Annotated in this window: 23 protein-coding genes; 17 read left to right on the top strand and 6 right to left on the bottom strand. The window is 38.6% G+C overall.

From position 1 onward, the window contains the following. The first annotated feature begins 35 nt into the window (after positions 1-35). From B9T30_RS10705 to B9T30_RS10675, 7 genes are all read left to right on the top strand, one after another. Positions 36-641, top strand: a complete 606-nt coding sequence (locus tag B9T30_RS10705) for an alpha/beta hydrolase (protein WP_086184969.1) — start codon at positions 36-38, stop codon at positions 639-641. Positions 642-724: 83 nt separating this feature from the next. After that, entirely contained in the window at positions 725-1,558 is an 834-nt protein-coding gene (gene cysT, locus B9T30_RS10700) for a sulfate ABC transporter permease subunit CysT (RefSeq protein ID WP_086184968.1), read from the top strand. Further along, on the top strand, positions 1,555-2,448 hold the full coding sequence (gene cysW, locus B9T30_RS10695) for a sulfate ABC transporter permease subunit CysW (protein ID WP_086184967.1): 894 nt from the start codon (positions 1,555-1,557) through the stop codon (positions 2,446-2,448). The genes cysT and cysW overlap by 4 nt, the downstream gene beginning before the upstream one ends. Before the next feature lie 11 nt (positions 2,449-2,459). Continuing rightward, a complete protein-coding gene (locus tag B9T30_RS10690; protein ID WP_086184966.1) occupies positions 2,460-3,521 on the top strand; it encodes a sulfate/molybdate ABC transporter ATP-binding protein in 1,062 nt (353 codons plus the stop codon). Between the two features lie 54 nt (positions 3,522-3,575). After that, positions 3,576-4,499, top strand: a complete 924-nt coding sequence (locus B9T30_RS10685) for a CysB family HTH-type transcriptional regulator (RefSeq protein WP_086184965.1) — start codon at positions 3,576-3,578, stop codon at positions 4,497-4,499. Positions 4,500-4,998: 499 nt separating this feature from the next. Further along, on the top strand, positions 4,999-6,381 hold the full coding sequence (locus B9T30_RS10680; protein WP_086184964.1) for a CmpA/NrtA family ABC transporter substrate-binding protein: 1,383 nt from the start codon (positions 4,999-5,001) through the stop codon (positions 6,379-6,381). Positions 6,382-6,738: 357 nt separating this feature from the next. Next, positions 6,739-7,935, top strand: coding sequence for an outer membrane protein transport protein (locus B9T30_RS10675; protein WP_086184963.1), 1,197 nt, complete (start codon positions 6,739-6,741; stop codon positions 7,933-7,935). A 68-nt stretch (positions 7,936-8,003) separates the two neighbouring features. On the opposite strand, the gene carO is transcribed toward B9T30_RS10675, so the two are convergent. Beyond that, complete coding sequence (gene carO / locus B9T30_RS10670) at positions 8,004-8,741, bottom strand: ornithine uptake porin CarO (RefSeq protein ID WP_086184962.1); 738 nt, start codon at positions 8,739-8,741, stop codon at positions 8,004-8,006. A 289-nt stretch (positions 8,742-9,030) separates the two neighbouring features. Between carO and dapD the strand changes: the two genes are divergently transcribed. The 6 genes from dapD (at position 9,031) to B9T30_RS10640 (ending at position 13,049) form a co-directional block, all read left to right on the top strand. After that, positions 9,031-9,852, top strand: a complete 822-nt coding sequence (gene dapD / locus B9T30_RS10665; RefSeq protein ID WP_086184961.1) for a 2,3,4,5-tetrahydropyridine-2,6-dicarboxylate N-succinyltransferase — start codon at positions 9,031-9,033, stop codon at positions 9,850-9,852. A gap of 113 nt (positions 9,853-9,965) precedes the next feature. Beyond that, the gene (queE, locus tag B9T30_RS10660) at positions 9,966-10,676 is read left to right on the top strand and encodes a 7-carboxy-7-deazaguanine synthase QueE (RefSeq protein ID WP_086184960.1); all 711 of its coding nucleotides are present in this window, start codon (positions 9,966-9,968) and stop codon (positions 10,674-10,676) included. A gap of 42 nt (positions 10,677-10,718) precedes the next feature. After that, positions 10,719-11,390: a 7-cyano-7-deazaguanine synthase QueC gene (queC, locus tag B9T30_RS10655; protein WP_086184959.1), complete on the top strand. Its 672-nt coding sequence runs from the start codon at positions 10,719-10,721 to the stop codon at positions 11,388-11,390. A gap of 13 nt (positions 11,391-11,403) precedes the next feature. After that, positions 11,404-11,823 carry a hypothetical protein gene (locus tag B9T30_RS10650; protein ID WP_086184958.1) on the top strand — a complete coding sequence of 140 codons (420 nt, stop codon included), beginning with the start codon at positions 11,404-11,406 and terminating at the stop codon, positions 11,821-11,823. 57 nt (positions 11,824-11,880) lie between these two features. Beyond that, the gene (locus B9T30_RS10645; protein ID WP_086184957.1) at positions 11,881-12,573 is read left to right on the top strand and encodes a diphthine--ammonia ligase; all 693 of its coding nucleotides are present in this window, start codon (positions 11,881-11,883) and stop codon (positions 12,571-12,573) included. 14 nt (positions 12,574-12,587) lie between these two features. After that, on the top strand, positions 12,588-13,049 hold the full coding sequence (locus B9T30_RS10640; RefSeq protein ID WP_086184956.1) for a peroxiredoxin: 462 nt from the start codon (positions 12,588-12,590) through the stop codon (positions 13,047-13,049). Between the two features lie 42 nt (positions 13,050-13,091). Here B9T30_RS10640 and B9T30_RS10635 read toward each other — a convergent pair whose 3' ends face one another. Then, positions 13,092-13,697 carry a LysE/ArgO family amino acid transporter gene (locus B9T30_RS10635; RefSeq protein WP_086184955.1) on the bottom strand — a complete coding sequence of 202 codons (606 nt, stop codon included), beginning with the start codon at positions 13,695-13,697 and terminating at the stop codon, positions 13,092-13,094. Positions 13,698-13,839: 142 nt separating this feature from the next. Here B9T30_RS10635 and B9T30_RS10630 point away from each other — a divergent pair, with 142 nt between their 5' ends. After that, entirely contained in the window at positions 13,840-14,736 is an 897-nt protein-coding gene (locus B9T30_RS10630; protein WP_086184954.1) for a LysR family transcriptional regulator ArgP, read from the top strand. A gap of 63 nt (positions 14,737-14,799) precedes the next feature. On the opposite strand, the gene B9T30_RS10625 is transcribed toward B9T30_RS10630, so the two are convergent. Both B9T30_RS10625 and B9T30_RS10620 read right to left on the bottom strand, forming a co-directional pair. Continuing rightward, a complete protein-coding gene (locus tag B9T30_RS10625; RefSeq protein ID WP_086184953.1) occupies positions 14,800-15,369 on the bottom strand; it encodes a YceI family protein in 570 nt (189 codons plus the stop codon). A 51-nt stretch (positions 15,370-15,420) separates the two neighbouring features. Beyond that, the gene (locus tag B9T30_RS10620) at positions 15,421-15,996 is read right to left on the bottom strand and encodes a nicotinate-nicotinamide nucleotide adenylyltransferase (RefSeq protein ID WP_086184952.1); all 576 of its coding nucleotides are present in this window, start codon (positions 15,994-15,996) and stop codon (positions 15,421-15,423) included. 104 nt (positions 15,997-16,100) lie between these two features. On the opposite strand from B9T30_RS10620, the gene B9T30_RS10615 reads away from it, so the two are divergent. Together B9T30_RS10615 and B9T30_RS10610 are read left to right on the top strand one after the other, a co-directional pair. Then, positions 16,101-16,901 carry an enoyl-CoA hydratase gene (locus B9T30_RS10615; RefSeq protein WP_086184951.1) on the top strand — a complete coding sequence of 267 codons (801 nt, stop codon included), beginning with the start codon at positions 16,101-16,103 and terminating at the stop codon, positions 16,899-16,901. A gap of 107 nt (positions 16,902-17,008) precedes the next feature. Next, positions 17,009-17,767 carry a nitroreductase family protein gene (locus B9T30_RS10610; RefSeq protein WP_086184950.1) on the top strand — a complete coding sequence of 253 codons (759 nt, stop codon included), beginning with the start codon at positions 17,009-17,011 and terminating at the stop codon, positions 17,765-17,767. 237 nt (positions 17,768-18,004) lie between these two features. Here the strand turns inward: B9T30_RS10610 and B9T30_RS10605 are convergent, their stop codons facing one another. Further along, positions 18,005-18,322: an NGG1p interacting factor NIF3 gene (locus B9T30_RS10605; RefSeq protein WP_086184949.1), complete on the bottom strand. Its 318-nt coding sequence runs from the start codon at positions 18,320-18,322 to the stop codon at positions 18,005-18,007. A 52-nt stretch (positions 18,323-18,374) separates the two neighbouring features. Between B9T30_RS10605 and B9T30_RS10600 the strand changes: the two genes are divergently transcribed. Then, positions 18,375-18,992, top strand: coding sequence for a hypothetical protein (locus tag B9T30_RS10600; protein ID WP_086185020.1), 618 nt, complete (start codon positions 18,375-18,377; stop codon positions 18,990-18,992). 27 nt (positions 18,993-19,019) lie between these two features. On the opposite strand, the gene B9T30_RS16800 is transcribed toward B9T30_RS10600, so the two are convergent. Further along, entirely contained in the window at positions 19,020-19,148 is a 129-nt protein-coding gene (locus B9T30_RS16800; protein ID WP_004648351.1) for a KGW motif small protein, read from the bottom strand. Positions 19,149-19,255 lie beyond the last annotated feature (107 nt).

The raw sequence follows: 19,255 nt of genomic DNA, 5'->3' as shown, positions 1-19,255 counted from the left end.
ATTATTGATTCAACAGTATTCATTGGAGCAAAGACATGATTCATACCGTTATTGTGCCAGGCGTTGGAGGCAGTGAACCTGCCCACTGGCAATCTTGGTTACAACGACAACTCATGTCTTGCTCACGTGTACAACAGCAAGATTGGAATCAACCCATCTTGCAAGACTGGATAAGCGAATTTGTCAATACAGTGCGCCCGATCCAAAATGACATTCAAATTGTTGCACATAGTTTTGGCTGTCTCACCACAGTTGCAGCACTGGCTCAGCATCCTGAACTCAATCAAAAAATTAAAAATTTGATTTTGGTGGCTCCTGCTAATCCTGCACGTTTTGGTGAAGCTGGTTTTTCACGTGATAGCCAGCAAGATTATCAACGCTATTTTCATCAACTCAAACTTGCTGTTCCAACCACATTACTCATTAGTGAAAATGATCCTTGGTTAAATTTTGCAGATGCAAAATGCTTAGCCAAAGCATGGAAACTCAATCCGATTAATTTAGGTCAAGTCGGACATATTAATGTTGCTTCTGGCTTTGGTGCCTTTCCTGAAATCTATGATTACTTAATTTCAGAAAATGTATTGCAACACATCAATTTTACTGATGATAGCAAGTGCTTTTTTAAATTTGCAATTTGAAGTCTGCAAATTATGCTTGTGCCAATTAAACTTTTATTTTCGCTGACTTTATTGGTCAGCTTTCGCTCTTTTAAGGAGTAGTCATGTCGCAGCGATCCCGAGTGCTGCCAGGATTTGGTCTTTCCTTAGGCTTTACCCTAGCGTATTTATCATTAATTGTTCTTATTCCATTGTCCGCGGTGTTTATTAAATCATTGGGGATTGGATGGGATGGTCTATGGGAAATTCTCAGTTCAGAACGTATCCTAAAATCTTTGCAGTTAAGTTTTAGTGCTGCACTTATTGCAGCCTTAATCAATGTGGTGTTTGGTTTATTACTGGCATGGTGCTTGGTGCGTTATACCTTCCCTGGTAAACGTATTGTTGATGCATTAGTCGATTTACCTTTTGCCCTACCTACAGCAGTAGCAGGTATTGCACTCACATCTTTATATGCACCAACAGGTTGGATTGGTCAATACTTAGAACCAATTGGGATTAAAGTGGCTTATACACCTATTGGTATCACATTGGCATTGATCTTTATTGGCTTACCGTTTGTGGTGCGTACTGTACAGCCCGTTTTAAGCGATTTAGAAACTGAACTTGAAGAAGCTGCGTCAGCATTGGGTGCTAACCGTTTGCAAATTGTGACCAAAATCATTATGCCGATTTTATTTCCAGCATTACTCACCGGTTTTGCTTTGGCCTTTGCGCGCGGTGTCGGTGAATATGGTTCGGTTATTTTTATTGCGGGTAACCAACCGTTTGAAACGGAAATTGCCCCCTTGATGATTATTTCTCGTTTAGAAGAATATGATTACGCCGGTGCAACCACCATTGCCGTAGTCATGTTGGTTCTTTCATTTGCTATTTTATTCCTGATTAACTTGCTACAAGCATGGGCAAGCCGTCGTACAGGGAGAACTGCGCCATGAGCTTAATGACCAATAGCAATGCCTTAGCAGAAAAGCTGCAATCTCGTGATGCGACCCGTGAGCCCACTTGGGTACGTTACACGCTCATCACCATTGCACTGATTTTCTTTATGAGTTGCTTAATCTTACCTTTGATTTTGGTGTTCGTTGAAGCCTTTAAACAAGGTGTTGGCGTTTACTTCCAAGCGTTGGTGCATCCAGATACCTTGTCTGCGGTAAAACTGACCTTAATTACGGCGGCAATTGCTGTGCCCTTAAATGTGGTGTTTGGAGTTGCGGCAGCATGGTCTGTTGCGAAATTCAACTTCCGTGGAAAATCTCTTTTAACCACCATTATTGACATGCCATTTTCAGTTTCACCTGTAATTGCAGGTTTAATGTTGGTATTAATTTTCGGTTCTCAAGGTTGGATCGGCGGCTGGCTGATGGATCATGATATTAAAGTCCTATATGCAACACCTGCAATTGTGCTCGCCACCATTTTCATTACTGTGCCCTTTGTTGCACGTGAACTGATTCCGTTAATGGAAGCACAAGGGACAGAGGAAGAGGAAGCTGCGATTGTACTGGGTGCTTCAGGCTGGCAAACGTTCTGGAAAGTGACCTTACCAAATATTAAATGGGGTTTAATCTACGGCGTGATTCTGTGTAATGCACGTGCAATGGGTGAATTCGGTGCAGTATCTGTGGTTTCTGGACATATTCGTGGCGAAACCAATACGCTACCTTTACACGTTGAAATCCTTTATAACGAATATACTTTTAGTGCTGCATTTGCGGTGTCATCGCTGTTGGCTCTGCTCGCCATTGTGACCCTTATTTTAAAAGCATGGGTTGAGATTCGCCAAGAAAATCAAAGTAAACGTAATAAAGATGCAACAGTTTCTTAAGGAATGACATCATGAGTATTCAAGTTAAAAATATTGAAAAACACTTTGGTGCATTCCATGCACTAAATAACATTTCACTGGATTTTCCAGAAGGTCAATTGGTTGCATTACTGGGCCCTTCAGGTTGTGGGAAAACCACGCTACTGCGCATTATTGCAGGTTTAGAATCGGCAGATGGTGGTCAAGTGATCCTTGAAGGCGAAGATGCTACTGATGTGCATGTACGTGAACGTCAAGTTGGTTTTGTATTCCAACATTATGCACTTTTCCGCCACATGACTGTGTTCGAAAATATTGCTTTTGGTTTGCGTGTCCGTCCACGCGCGACTCGTCCTTCTGAGGCCGAAATTAAAAAACGTGTTACACGTTTACTTGATCTGGTTCAATTGGGCTTTTTGGCTGACCGTTTCCCTGCACAGTTATCTGGCGGACAACGTCAACGTATTGCTTTGGCGCGAGCACTCGCAGTTGAACCACGTGTGCTATTGCTGGATGAACCTTTTGGTGCCTTAGATGCTAAAGTCCGTAAAGAGCTTCGTCGCTGGTTACGTACTTTGCATGACGAATTGCATATTACTTCAATTTTTGTCACACACGATCAAGAAGAAGCGTTAGAAGTTGCGGATCAAATTATTGTGATGAATAAAGGCAATGTGGAACAAATTGGCTCACCACGTGAAGTCTATGAAAAGCCGGCAACACCTTTCGTCTTCGACTTTCTGGGTCAAGCCAATCGCTTTGAAGGTCAAAACCAGCAAGGTATTATTCACATTGGTGAAGATCGTCTTCAGTTGCCACAAGTAAAAGATGCACCACAAGGTAAAATTATTGCTTTTGCCCGTCCAAATGAACTGCACATTCATGCGACTCCACAAGAAAATGCCATCCAAGCCACTTTTTTACGTGAAATCTGGATTGCGGGTAAAGTGCTTGCCGAACTGCAAGATCGCCAAGGGAATTTAATTGAAATTTCACTTAGTTCAGATGAAGTAAAATTACATCAATTTAAACCGAATCAAACGGTGTGGTTAAGCCCAACAGCGTTACATTTATTTGCCAATGACGTTGCTTAATTGCACATCGATGGGGCAAAAAAGCCCCATTCTATTTTTAAGGTATACAGCATTATGAATTTCCAACAATTAAGAATTATTCGAGAAACTGTTAGACAAAATTTTAATTTAACGGAAGCTTCAGCAGCACTTTACACATCACAATCCGGTGTGAGTAAACATATTAAAGATTTAGAAGATGAGCTGGGTGTACAGCTATTTATTCGTAAAGGTAAACGTCTATTAGGCTTAACTGAACCGGGTCAGTCTTTGCTGGGGATTGTTGAACGGATGTTGGTTGATGCTGACAATATTAAACGCCTTGCAGATGACTTTAACCGTGTCGATGAAGGCACACTAACCATTGCCACCACACATACGCAAGCACGCTATGTATTACCGCCTATTGTGAACCAATTTAAAAAAGAGTTTCCAAAAGTTCATCTCATTTTACAACAAGCCAGCCCAGTTGAAATTACTGAAATGTTGCTTCAAGGCGAAGCTGACATTGGCATTGCAACTGAATCTTTAACCACAGAAGATAACCTTGCCAGTGTGCCTTACTATAATTGGCAACACAGCATTATCGTTCCACAAAACCATGCACTCGCCAATAAAACTGATATTACTTTAGAAGATTTAGCTCACTATCCAATTATTACTTACCATGGCGGTTTTACGGGTCGTTCAAAAATTGATAAAGCCTTTGAAGATGCCGGCATTGATGTCGATATCGTTATGTCAGCATTAGATGCCGATGTGATTAAAACCTATGTCGAACTGAATATGGGGGTTGGTATTGTCAATAATGTTGCTTACGATACTGAACGTGATTACCGTTTAAAACAAATCCCAACGGATATTTTTGGAGTCAATACCACTTGGATTGCAGTCCGTAAAGGTCATTTACTCCGCGGTTATGGTTATGAGTTTATTTCACTTTGCTCACCAGAAGCGGATATTAAAGCCCTAAAAAGAGTGGCTTACCCAGAAGATTAAAAGTCACATTATTGTTTAACATAAGGGATATAAAAATATCCCTTTTTTAATTCTAATGACCATTTTTCTTGAACGGTGTATTGATCAAAATAATGATGCATAATTTTAATGCTATCAAATATAGAGTCATTGACATTTTCTGTGCAAAAAATAGCGCGTAAGTAAAATCCAAAAGCACCTTATTTATAAACAACTTAGCGCTCTCTTTTTACGCATAAAAATATTCAGCGAACGTAAAATGTGCATATTGTTTAAAAATGCCCAAATTAAGTTCGGGGTCTATTCCATAACCTGACAGACTTAGATCATCAAATAATCCTAAATTTAAATTTTTTAGCCTGCAAATACGCTCAAGCCAATTAAACACACTTTTTCCAATAATATTTCCTGTTTATTTTTCATAAAAAACTCGACATTCAATTTCTCTATCTTTAGCTAATATCTGGCATCTATCTTGCTGTTTGAAGGCGTTCAATCCACTATAAAATTCGGTAAATTAATGAAAAAAATATTATTAAACAAAGTTTTTCTTATACTCTATTTAGTGGGACTCAGTTTTTTACTGACCAGTTGTCAAAAAGAACCTGATCAAGAAGCTGCCGCAAGCCCTTTAGCGATTGAAAAAACAACCCTCACAATCGGCTTTGTGAAATTGACCGACATGGCACCTTTAGCCATTGCTGTCGAAAAAGGCTTTTTTAAAGATGAAGGTCTGAATGTCAAACTCGAAGCACAATCTAGTTGGGGTGTGCTTTACCAGCGTGTAGAAAAAGGTGAACTAGATGCAGCCCATATGCTCGCTGCGATGCCTTTAGCATCACTCATTGATCCATCAGCACATAAAACCCCAATCATTACCCCTTTTACTCTGTCCTATAATGGTGCCGCGATTACTGTTTCAAATAATGTTTGGAATGAAATGAAAAAAAATGTTGCGATGGAACATAATCTACCCAAACATCCGATCAGTGCCAGCAGTTTAAAACCTATCATTGCTCAATATAAGCAGCAACAAAAATTGTTTAAATTAGGCATGACCTTTCCGATGGGTACACATAACTATATGCTGCGCTATTGGCTTGCTGCGGGTGGAATTCATCCAGGAACATATGATCCTGCACACAATGATACAAGTGGTCACATTGGCTCTGATGTAGATTTAACCGTTATTCCTCCACCAGAGATGGTATCAACGATGGTCGAAGGTGTAACTTCAGGCTATAGCGTAGGTGAACCATGGAATCAAAAAGCAGTTAAAAAAGGCTTTGGTGTATCGGTAATTACTTCAGATGCCATTTGGGAAAATGGTGCTGATAAAGTATTTGGTTTAACCAAAACATTTGCACAACAAAACCCAACCACGACCCTTAAATTAGTTAAAGCTTTAATCCGAGCTTCGCATTGGTTAGATGAAAACAACTATGCAAACCGTAAAGAAGCCACAGAAATTATTGCTCAAGATAATTATATCCGTGTTGATAAAGACATTATTGCCAATAGTATGACAGGTGTATTTGAGTATGAACCAGGCGATGTTCGTCCAGCAAAATCATTTCATACTTTCTTTGCTGGACAGTATGGCATCCCCTATTATTCAGATGCAGTATGGTGGTTAACCCAAATGCGTCGTTGGGGTCAAATCAGCAAGAGCCAAACAGATCAATGGTATCTAGAAACGGCTAAGCAAGCTTATCGTCCAGACATCTATACACAAGCGGCCCAAGCCTTAATTGATGAAGGGAAAATGCAAGTAACACAGTTCCCAACACTAAAAAATAATGCCTTTATAAAAGCCCCACAAACCAGCCCTCTCGACCACGTGGCTTTTGATGCTAATCAACCAAATCGCTTCTTAGCAACATTTAAAATTGGCTATAAATAAAGCCTGTTGAAATTAGGGTCTATTGGCATTTGCTGTGCAAAAAATAGCGAGTAAGTAGAATTGAATCACCAAACCCATCTACTTCTCGCTATAACCACTCGATATGACAAACTTAGACAGAGCTATGAAAAAATTTTACTCTCGCTTATATTTTTATTTGGTTATGGGCTTAACCAGTTAATATTATAAAATGTCAACAGCCCCTAGTATAAACAATGTTAAAACTCTGCTTGCCCAGATGAAACAAAACAGCATAAAGTATCAACACTGAATAAAAAATATTCAATGACAACGTGTGTAATTCAGTTTCATACACCCACGATCTAAGCAAATTTATTCTTTCATTTGGGGCTCTCTATGAAAGCTACAGCACTTTGTATAAGTATGTGCATTTTTTTGCCAACACAAGTATTTTCCGCTGCCCTTGAAACGTCTAACCAAAGTATTGCTTCATTTTTAGAATCCAACAATTACTTCGAGTTTTCAAGCGCAATTGTAGATGCCAATGTTTCAGGCAACATTTACCGACCAGAAGCTAATGATCCCACTATATTGACAGAAATTTCCACCCCAAATTTTGTCCAACAATATGTGCTTTTTAACGCAGGCTTAAAATTACAACTCCATCCCAATTGGTCTTTTGGTTTCATTTACGACCAACCCTTTGGGACAAATGTCAGTTACACTTTAGCCCCTGTTCCGACCAGCCCCTCCGATTTAATCAATGCGACTCAATTTAAATTAGACACCAAAAATCTAACCTCTCTTTTAGGTTATCAACCCAATCCTTTTTTGAATTTTTATGCAGGTTTAGGCTATCAAACCTTAACCACACAGTTAAAAATTTCGGGGCAATCATCGGGTTTATTAATTGACTATAAAGGAGACATTCAAAAAGATACTGCTCATGGTTGGCTTCTAGGAATGAGCTATCAAATTCCTGAATATGCACTTAAAACATCCCTCACTTATCGCGCTAAAATTCGACATAAACAACCCTTTAATGAACAAACGACTACCACGCCAACAATACCTCTGCTTAATTTAAGCTCAAATCAAAACACCACGATTGAAACACCTCAATCCGTCAACCTTGAGTTTCAATCTGGTATAACAGCGCATAATTTAATTTATGCTTCACTACGTTGGGTCAATTGGCAAAATTTTAAAATTGCTTCACCCTTGATCAGTTCAAGTAGTAGTAGCCCTGTCATGTTGGTGGATTATCAAAAAAACCAGTGGGCAACAACGCTAGGTCTTGCCCATGTATTAAACGATAAATGGACATCCACTATAGATATAGGGCGTGATAGCGGCATTGGTAATCCAGCTTCAACCCTAAGCCCTTCAAATGGTTTTTATAGCTTAGGTCTCGGAAGTTTTTATCAGATTCACTCTAATTTATTTATTGCAGGTGGAGTTAAATACTTCAAATTGAACAAAGCCAAAGTTCAACAAGACCCAAATGGTTCAGGCAGTTTGTTTAAACCGCTATCTTCCGTGAACAATAACCATGCCTTAGCTTATGGCATAAAAATGGGCTATCGTTTTTAACGTAAAATATTTGATCTTTAAAATAAAAAACGAGCCGAAGCTCGTTTTTTTAGAATGAGATTTTAAAATTAGAAGTGATAACTTACACCAAGTTTAGCGACTGGCATCCACTCGTATTTATTATCATTCGCAATTTTTTGCTCTTCAGCAGCAACAGCATCACCAATCAATACGCCACTACCATTTGTTAAGTCCCCATATGCAGTTAAGTTAACTTTTGGATTACCTGTGTAGTAGGCACCCACTTCACCAAATACACCAAAGCGCTCATTAATTTTTGGTGCCCAACCAAAACCTAGGTATGGTGCAATATCATTTTCATAAGCAAGATGACCTTGTACACCACCAGGGCCAGTAAAGGTTGAATTATCAACTTTAATTGAACCTTCAGAATTTTTATTACGCTTATCAAGATCATATTGGCTATCGATGTAACCTACACCAGCAGCCATATATACGCCTTGTGCCCAACGATTTCCACTCGCACCCCAAGGACGAATTTCAGCATTTAAATAGCCAACCTTATTGTCCATTTCCATATCATATTTTGTACCGTTGATTGATAAATCATCAGACCAAGAAATATCACCACCGTTATAACCCAATGCTAAACCGACATATGGGTTTGCAGTCCAAAGTAAGGCACCACCATAGCCCGTTGTCCCCACTTCAGCACGAATACCTGTTGGCACAAGTTGATTTCGATCAAATGCATAACCATCTTGTACGACTGTCTCATCAGCCATTGCTGTTCCTGCAATAGCGGTCAATACAGTTGCCGCAAGAAGCGTGTGTAAAGTCTTCATTGTATATCTCCTTAAAAAATTATTTTCATCATTAATCATGTTTTCTATATCTGGACTATAAAATAAAATTTGATTAACTTTTATTCTAATTTTGCTTAGTTTTTGTTATTTTTTGATACAATTCATTTTTGATTATTAATTTTTTATTGTTCGTTAAATAATCTGTTTTTCCTTTTTTATATCACTCCATTCACCTTTAATAATTAATTCCGATCTAAAGCGACTTTTTCATCTATTCTTGTCTCAATATAGTGTAAAATCTTGAAAATTTTTTTGGAAATGGAAGATCATGTCTCAGCTTTCAACAATCATTGAACAAGCTTTTGAAGATCGTGCAAATTTCACAGCAGCAAATTGCGCTGTAGAAATTCGTAATGCTGTAGAAGAAGCGATTGCTGGCCTAGATAACGGCACACTTCGTGTAGCTGAAAAAATCGATGGTGAATGGATTGTTCATCAATGGCTTAAAAAAGCAGTTTTGTTATCTTTCAAATTGAACGACAACAAACCAATCGAGTCTGGTGATCTTCGTTTCTATGACAAAGTAGACACTAAATTTAAAGGCTGGACTGAAGCACAATTTCAGGCTGCTGGCGTACGTGTAGTACCGCCTGCTGTTGCTCGTAAAGGCAGCTTCCAAGCTAAAAGTGTGATCTTGATGCCATCTTATGTGAACATTGGTGCCTATGTTGACGAAGGTACAATGGTTGACACATGGGCAACTGTAGGTTCGTGTGCACAAATTGGTAAAAACGTACACTTATCTGGTGGCGTAGGTATTGGTGGTGTTCTTGAGCCATTACAAGCAAACCCAACGATTATTGAAGACAACTGCTTCATCGGTGCACGTTCTGAAATCGTTGAAGGCGTGATCGTTGAAGAAGGTTCTGTCATTTCAATGGGCGTATTTATTGGTCAATCAACCAAAATTTATGACCGCGCAACTGGCGAAGTTCATTATGGTCGCGTACCTGCTGGTTCGGTTGTTGTTGCCGGTAGCCTTCCATCGAAATGTGGTACTTACAGCTTATATGCTGCGATTATCGTGAAAAAAGTTGATGCGAAAACTCGCGCTAAAACAAGCCTGAACGATTTATTACGCGAAGACTAATTTTCTATTCATTTTCTTGCGGAGCTATCGCTCCTCATCTCTACGGTCAAACATGAGCGTAGAGATTTTTGTTTTTATACTCTCTCATTTGTTTGGTGCGGTAAATTTTTGTTATGAATACTCTTCGATCTTCTACTATTCCTGTTTCTGATCCGTCTGCGGGTTTACGTATCACGGAGATTTTCTATTCATTACAAGGTGAAGCCAATGCTGCGGGCTTACCGACGGTTTTTATTCGTTTAACCGGTTGTCCTTTACGTTGTACTTACTGTGATACCACTTATTCTTTTGAAGGTGGTGAACGTCAATCTTTAGAGCAGATTATTCAAACAACGCTCGATTTTAAAACCCCTTATATTTGTGTGACTGGCGGTGAACCGCTTGCTCAACCCAATGCTCTTCCTTTAATGACACGCCTTGCCGATTTAGGCTGCGAAGTCTCTTTAGAAACCAGTGGTGCTTTAGATGTTTCTAAAGTTGACCCGCGTATTTCTAAAGTGCTTGATTTAAAAACACCCACCTCTGGTGAAGAAAAAAGAAATTTACTCAGTAATTTGGATCATTTAACTCAGCATGATCAAATCAAATTTGTGATTTGTAATCGCGAAGATTATGAATGGTCAAAACAGCAAGTTGAGCAGTATCAATTGGTGGATAAAGTCAGCACTGTTTGGTTCTCTCCTGCCTTTGCCGTTGAGAAAGGTAATGTTCGCTTACCGCAACTTGCCCGTGATTTAGCACAATGGATTTTAGAAGACCATCTCCCTGTTCGTTTCCAATTGCAATTACACAAATTGCTTTGGAATGACGAAACTGGTCGTTAATCTATTTCTGTTCTTAAAATATATCTATATGGAGATTTTAATATGCGCCCTCGTGCCATAGTTTTGTTATCTGGCGGCTTAGACTCAACGACTTGTTTGGCTTGGGCGCAAGCACGTTATGAATGTATTGCTATCAGTTTTATGTATGGTCAGCGTTCGACCACTGAACTTGATGCTGCTCGTGCATTAACCCAACGTGCGGGTGTAGAACATCGTGTCATTAATATTGATTTAGGTAACTTAGGTGGCTCTGCTTTAACAGACTTAAGTATTGATGTCCCTGAACAAGAACAAGTGGGTATTCCTGTAACTTATGTTCCAGCACGTAACACCATTTTTCTCTCCTACGCGCTTGCTGCCGCAGAAGTTTTTGGTGCAGAAGCAATTATCATTGGCATCAATGCCGTTGATTATTCAGGCTATCCAGACTGTCGCCCTGAATTTATTGATGCTTTTGCAACCATGGCGCGCCTTGCAACTAAAGTTGGTGTGGAAGGAAAACCTCTTAAATTTGAAACACCTTTGTTACATTTATCCAAAGCAAATATCATTCGCTTAGGTATAGAACATGGCGTAGACTATAGTCAAACAGTGTCATGCTACCAAGCAGACGACCTAGGGCGTGCTTGTGGCAAGTGTGATAGTTGCCGCTTACGTAAGCAAGGTTTTGTTGATGCAGGTATCACAGATCCAACACGTTATATACCGTCTTAACAAGGTACAGTTTATGAAAAATTTGAAATCAAACATTATTCTTTCTACATTCGTTTCTGCTGTTGCAATGATGGCAACTGCTTCTCATGCTGCTGAATCAAACAAACTTCAGGAAGCATATAAAAGCACCAATGTAAAATCGGCTTTAATTAATGTTTGTAAAGATGAAACTGGTAAAAGTAAAAAATTATCAGCAGCAGAAGTTAGTAAATATTGTACTTGTGCGGTTGAAGCTGACGGTAAATTAACCAATGCTCAAAAATGGGAAATCCAAAGTACCATTAACCAAAAGAAAAGCCCTGCTACTTTAGCTTTTGTACAAAAGCAAAATAAAGATCTACAGACTTGTTTTGGCCCACAACTAACCAGCAAGCTTAAAAGCTTAACTGAAGAAGCAATGAAAGCTGCACAGGCTGCTCAAGCTAAAAAATAAGTTTATTAATGCCCCTAAAAGCCTGCTATTGCAGGCTTTTTTAGCTATGGATAATGTATGCAACATCAATGGAAAACCAACGCGACTCAAGAAAAATTTATCGTGTCTTATAGCGGTGGCAAAGACAGCACCCTCGCCTTGTATCACGCGATGCAGGTCGGTAAAGCTATTGGCTTAATCGTGATGCTTGAAGAGCAAGGACTACGTTCACGTTCCCATGCCATGAACATGGATATCATTCAAGCGCAAGCCAATGCCTTAGGTTTACCCATCATTACTGCATCTTCAAGTTGGAATGACTATGAGACTGAATTTTTAAAATTGTTGGCACATGCCAAACAGCAAGGTGCAGACGTTTTAGTCACAGGTGATTTAGATATGCCTGAACATGGTTGTTGGCATGATCGCATTACTCAACAAGCTGGGTTGAAACTCTGTATGCCGCTTTGGGAACGGCCACATCGGGAAGTGATTGAAGAATTCATTCAGCTTGGTTTTAAGACCATGATTGTGACTGTTAACCTTAACTTAGGCATGAAAGTTGATGATTTAGGAAAAATTTTAACCTTGGATTATATTCAAGAATTAGAAAATCGAGGGATTGATCCTTGTGGTGAAGGCGGTGAATTTCACAGCACCGTAATTGATGGGCCTTTATTTACAGCACCAATTGCTGTACGCAAAGGTGATATTCTATATCATGAAAATTATGCCTTTTTAGCACTCGAATTAGAAAACAATTCATTTTAATCAAGGATTAAAGCATGACTGAAAATATTCAACTGCCAAATCAAGACTTCCCAGCAACCACTGGCGAAGTGAACTTATCTACCCTTCCATCAGAATGGCTGATTGTGTATTTTTATCCAAAAGATTCAACACCAGGTTGTACGACACAAGCAGTCGATTTTTCTGCTTTGAAAGATCAATTTGAAGCATTAAATACCACAATTATGGGTATCTCACGTGACTCGGTAAAAGCACATCAAAATTTCACTGAAAAGCAATCACTGAGCATTAATTTAATTAGCGACAAAGAAGAAGTCTTATGTAAACTCTTTGATGTCATTAAAGAAAAGAATATGTATGGTAAAAAAGTGATGGGTATTGAGCGCTCAACCTTTATTTTCCATAATGGCAAACTGGTCAAAGAATATCGTAAAGTCAAAGCAGCAGGTCATGCAGAACAAGTTTTGCAAGATTTAAAAGTCTTACAGGCTGGTTAAATGTCATAGCTAAAAGTCTAAACTCGTTTTAGGCTTTTAGCTTTAGCTACTCATCATTAAAGAAATTGCGATGCTCCACATAATCAGTGCAATAACAACATCTAACACTTTCCATGCTTTAGGATTTGCAAAGACAGGGATTAATACTCGAGCACCATACCCCAAACTAAAAAAGAATAACCAAGAAGCCGTGATTACCCCCAAAGCAAAATATAGTTTGGTTTGCTCAAATTGAGTCGAAATAGATCCAATTAAAACCACCGTATCTAAATAGACATGTGGGTTTAACCAAGTTAAAGCCAGACACACCATAATAATTTTACTTAATTGCATTTCATTCTGCGAACCAGCATGCAATGACTGATTCGAGTTAAAGGCTTGTCTGGCGTGTTGTAATCCATACCACAATAAAAATACAGCTCCAGCCCATTTGGCAAAACCAACCACATCAGGATAAACCTGTATCATGGTCGCAAAACCAGTTATGCCTAGCACCACTAAAATAGAATCCGAAAGCGCACACACAAAGCAAACCCAGAATACGGCTTGTTTCTTTAAGCCTTGTTTCAGTACAAATGCATTTTGCGCGCCAATAGCCACAATAAGACTTAAACCTATTGCAAAACCTTGTAGATATGTATGTAGCATCCACTTTTTCCATGCTTTTTTCGCTGAAATGCATTATCGATGCTTTCACACAAAACTAAATATAATTAAGAAAATATCAATTTAACTAAATTTTATTTAGTTTATATTCGTTACTGCAAATGAAAAAAACGAGATCAAAATTATGCTGAATAGTAAACAATGTGATGCTTTTCTGGCTGTCGCAGAAATAGGCAGCTTTGATTTAGCAGCAGAACGCTTATGTATTACAGCATCTGCGGTGACTTTACGCGTGCAAAGTCTCGAAAAGACCTTAGGACATTTGCTCATTCTACGTGAACGCCCGTGCCGAGTAACCCAAGCTGGTCAATCGCTATTACATTACTTACAACACAGCCGATTACTGGAACACAACCTAATTCAGGAACTAACAGGACAATCAGCAAGTTCGCATTTTTATCGGCTCAATATTGCAATCAATGATGACTCTTTAACAACATGGCTGCTTTCCACCATTCAAGAAACTCTGATTCTTGACAAAATTGTGCTTCATCTAAAAGTAGATGACCAAACACAGACCCATCATTTATTAGAAACAGGGGTAGTAAATGCCTGTATTTCAACTGAAGTTACTGCAATGAAAGGTTGCCTTGCAGAACCCTTAGGAACAATGACATATCGGATGGTGGCAACGCCACAATTTGTACACCTATGGTTTCCAAATGGTATAAACCGTGAAAATCTAAAAATAACCCCTGCCGTTATTTATAATAATAAAGACCAGATCCATACCGATATTATTTTAAAGCACTATGGCTTAACCCCTGAAACTTATCCACATCACTATATTCCATCTGCGGCAGCCTTTGCAGAAGCCATTTATCTTGGACTTGGCTTTGGAATGCTACCAGATTATCAAATCGGTTCACGCTTAGAAACTGCTGAACTCATTGAAATTCTTCCTCAATTTCGCACTGACATTAGGTTGTACTGGCATCATTGGAAACAACAATCTGTCGCGCTCGAAAAACTAACAACGACCTTACTACAACAAGCACATCTTAAAATGAATCAAGCATAAAAAAGCTGCAATACAAGGTTCTTTAATTTTGAGGTGAATGATTTTGCGCTGAATAATCTTGTGTTATTTGACTTGCCATTGTCCAGATACCTTAATGCTCACCTTTTCTCCTATACCACCAAATGCTTTTTTCATGCCAAAGTCACTGCGGTTAACCACTGCTTTAGCTTCAACATCAATGAGTTGCGGATTTTTTGTATTGGGCTTTAAAAACGTATCTAGGATTACGGGTTTAGTGATGCCACGCAAAGTTAAATCACCTTTTATACTGTAGTGATCATTGCCTAAGAATATAAATTCTTGACTATTAAAAGTCGCCGTCGTGTATTTTTCTGCATAAAATAAATCTTCACCTAAAATCAAATTTCTCAGTGACGGCTTACTCAAGCTCAGGCTATTTATATCCAATACAAACGCTGCCGAAGCATTCTGTGGTGCTTTAGGGTCAAAAATCATACTGGACTGAACCTGCCCAAACTTCCCTTTCACTATAGAAAAACCCATCGACTTAATATCAAAACCGACATAGGTTTGTGCTGTAAGTGTCCACTCCTGTGCATTGACTTGCGCAACGATGCTTAGACTCATTGCGCCAGCAATTAAGACACTTTTTATTGTGGCTGTGATATTCATCCTGTCCACTCCTAGATCGTTGCAATTTTTTGCCCCAACCTAAAAGCTTACTTAATATTCTTCAAGATTGCTTTTATCTTGTGTTAGGTATTTATACTGCAATTGTTGATAAGTCGCTGTCTGCTGAAATTTGTGTAAAAACTCACTGGTTCCGAGTGGAAAAGCAGATTCGACTATTTCCCCACGATAATAGGCTTCACGCAGCGGAGTCGCTGAAATGGCATCTTTTAGACTATCCAGTTCAACCATCTCCCATTCTGGAAAAAGTTGAAGATAATAGGAAGATTCATCCTTAAAATGACCAATTAAACCCACTTTATCTTCAAAATTAACAGCATCTTCGACCAATGATGTCACCAATTTTTGCCATTTTTTATCATCATAAACATCAACAACATATACAAACTTAATTCGCTGTTGATCTGCTGCTGAAAAGTTAGATAAAATCATTGTTTCGCGTTCATTTGCACTAAACGGATTTTTAATATTGCGTTCATTTTGCGCTGAACCCAGTGCCAAAAGTACATACTGACTTTGCTGCAAGGCAATTTTAATGGTTTGCATATGTGCCAAATGAAAAGGCTGAAAACGACCAATAAAAACGAGATAATCAAAGGTATAATTCATAAGGGATCAAATTTTTTATGACTCATGAGTTGTGCCACTCAAATCAATTTACGACATAATAAACGCCATAAAATTAAATTAAGTTTTAAAGCAAGGATAGTACGATGACACTTAGTTGTATTCAACAACCTCATGAACATTTGGATGCGAATTTAGAAAATGGCGTACTGACTTTAGCCATTAATCGACCAAAAGCAAAAAATGCCTTATATGGCGAACTTTATTTATGGATTGCCAAAGCCTTAGATGAAGCCGATCAAGATAAAGAAGTTCGCGTGGTAATTTTACGTGGTGCTGATGCTGACTTCAGTGCGGGTAATGACATGCAGGACTTCATGCAGTTTATTCAAACGCCACTGGCAGGTAAAGCAGGTGATGCACCGCCATTTGTCGTGTTAAAATCTGCTGCGAAATTCTCTAAACCGTTAATTTGTGCCGTTCGTGGTGTTGCAATTGGCATTGGTGTCACGATTTTATTACATGCCGATTTAGTCTATAGCGACAACACTGCCCTATTCCAAATTCCATTTGTCAGTCTGGGTCTTTCTCCTGAAGGTGCTTCAAGTAAATTACTCATTCAACAAGCGGGCTACCATAAAGCCGCTGAGCTTCTGTTCACTGCACAAAAATTTAACAGTGAAAAAGCCTTAAGTGCAGGTTTGGTGAACAGCATTGAAGATGATGTTTATGCACATGCATTGAAACAAGCGCAAACTTTAGCTGCACTGCCATTGGCTTCTATTAAGCAAACCAAAGCATTAATGAAACATAATTTACAAGAAATTTTAGACTGTGTAGATGATGAAGCTGTGATCTTTATGCAGCGCGTTTCTTCACCAGAAATGGCTGAAGCTGTAGCTGCATTTATGCAAAAGCGTAAACCTGATTTTGCTCAATTTAACTAAATTTAAGCACTTAAAAATTAAAAACCACTTAGTGATTTAAATTGCTAAGTGGTTTTATACTTTCAACCCTTGCATTTTTTTTAATACATTCCTATTAGGCGAACATTATGTCTCAAAATAACGCTGAAAAAAAACGCTATTACGAACCTGCACCGCAGGATATTGATGTCGAAAATTTTAAAAAGGTTGTTACCAGTCGTCGTTCGGTACGTAAATTTACCGACAAAGCCATTCCTGCGGAAGTGTTAGATGACTGCTTAGACTTGGCTTTACTGGCACCAAATTCCTCAAACTTACAGCCGTGGACATTTTATGTGGTGCAATCGGCAGCGAAAAAAAAGCAATTGGTCAAAGCCTGTTTGAATCAATTGGCTGCAAAAACGGCTTCGGAATTGATAGTTTGTGTGGCACGTACCGACCGTTTAGATGAAATGGCGAAAATGAACATTACTGAGTTCCCTTTCCCAGAAGCGCCTGCAACTGTACAAAAGTATTATCGTTTTATTCCCTATAACTATAAAACGGGTTACTTCAATGCCCTAGGTAACTTTAAGAAGGTAGCTTTCAAAGTTGCACGTCAGTTTGACAAGCAATTGCCTGTAACTGCATTCAATCCAGCAGATGCCAAACTTTGGGCCAGTAAAACCACAGCTTTAGCCTGTGAAAACCTTGTACTGGCTTTACGTGCTTATGGTTTTGACAGTTGTATGATGGAAGGTTTTGATGAGCCTTTGGTGAAAAAAATTCTAAATCTGAATAATCAGCAATACCCTGTCATGGTGATTGCTGCGGGTGAACGTGCCGAAGATGGAGTCTTCTTCCCGCAATACCGTTTTGACCGTAATTTATTTATTCAAAAGGTTTGAATTTCATAATATAAACAGATAACGGCCATTCGATACGCGGTAAAGTCATCAGCAACTGTTCGAGGCAGGATTAATATACATCGTAAAGTTTCTGTGATCAGTTTAATCAAATGATGGACTCTGCCGAGTTTTGCTGATGACAATGGTTTTGCCTACTTTTCCCGAAAGAAAAGTAGGTCGAACCGAAGGTTAAAACCTACTTTAAATTCATAACAGCAAGACTCCGCCATGAGTTTTTTAGTATTGAACATCAATCATTTGAATAAACTCAAAAGCAGGCTCTTCATAAGGATGGCTTACTTTTAAAGCCTTTGCCACGGCAGGTGCTTTATCTTCAACAACAATTGTTTCTACACGCCATTCAGCAACTTGTTCTAAAATATCTAACTCACCAACAAATGGATTTGCACCCTTTACAGGTTTGAACTGCCCTGTACCTAATACTTGCCAAGCACAATGTTCATAGTTGCCTATACCGCCTGCCCCTGCTTCAAAAATGGCAAGTTTGGTAGATTCAAGATGGGATTCTGGAACGTAGTAGATCAGTTTGAGCATTGGATTTAATAAGTGGAAAATTTATCTGATACTAAGCTATATTAAATTAATTATGAATAAACAAAAATTAAAGATGACCCAAACTTTTGAACAACTATGGAATAACTCTTTTCCAAAAAAAACACCTATTCCCCACTTGTTACCACATTACTTTCCAGAGCAATGGTTTCGCATTCATAGCTTACCTGATTCAAAGCGATATGCTGAAACTAAAGAAGAATATGAACTCTTACTGAAACGACACAATCAAATCATTACTGATTGTTTCCATCCGCAAACATCTATTTTTATTGTTACAGGGAATTATTTATATGGAAATGAAAATAATTCAAAGTACGATATGCGAAAAACTCTTCCATATAGTTTTATCACATCACCTATACTAAACTTACATAAAAGTGACCCTATCATTTTTGATGATGGTGAGGATAACGATCTTAACTACTTACCCCTACATTTCAAAACCACATGGGAACCAAATTTTCATGATGATTTATTATTAAAAATTGCAAATGATGAGGTTGAAGCATTCCTCATTTCTTTTGAGAAAAAAATAATAGTTTCACCATACGATGGAGGTATAGATTTTATTATTCAGGATGAATCTTTCAGACAGCAATTAAAAGAAAAATATAGTATGTGGTTATCTCCCAGAGAAGATGGTTTTTAGAAAAGCCACCTTTCGGTGGCTTTTCTTTTACATCTGTAAGGCATAACCTAAAATTAGAAAGATCAATTGCAAACTCACAACCACCACAAATAGCTTCCAGCCTTTCTTACGCAGCGCTGTTTTATCAACACTCGTATATGTCATCGTTTTTAGCATTGTGTCACCTCACTTCGAGATTCAATCCTGAACTTATATTGGGTTCACCATCTTTGGTCTATATTGCATCATCATTGCGCATAAAACATACAAAATGTATTTCACTC

It is taken from the genome of Acinetobacter sp. ANC 4973 (assembly GCF_002135275.1).
Lineage (GTDB): Bacteria > Pseudomonadota > Gammaproteobacteria > Pseudomonadales > Moraxellaceae > Acinetobacter > Acinetobacter kyonggiensis.
The sequence above is the reverse complement of the archived record's forward strand: the minus strand, read 5'-3'. Positions and strand labels throughout refer to the sequence as shown.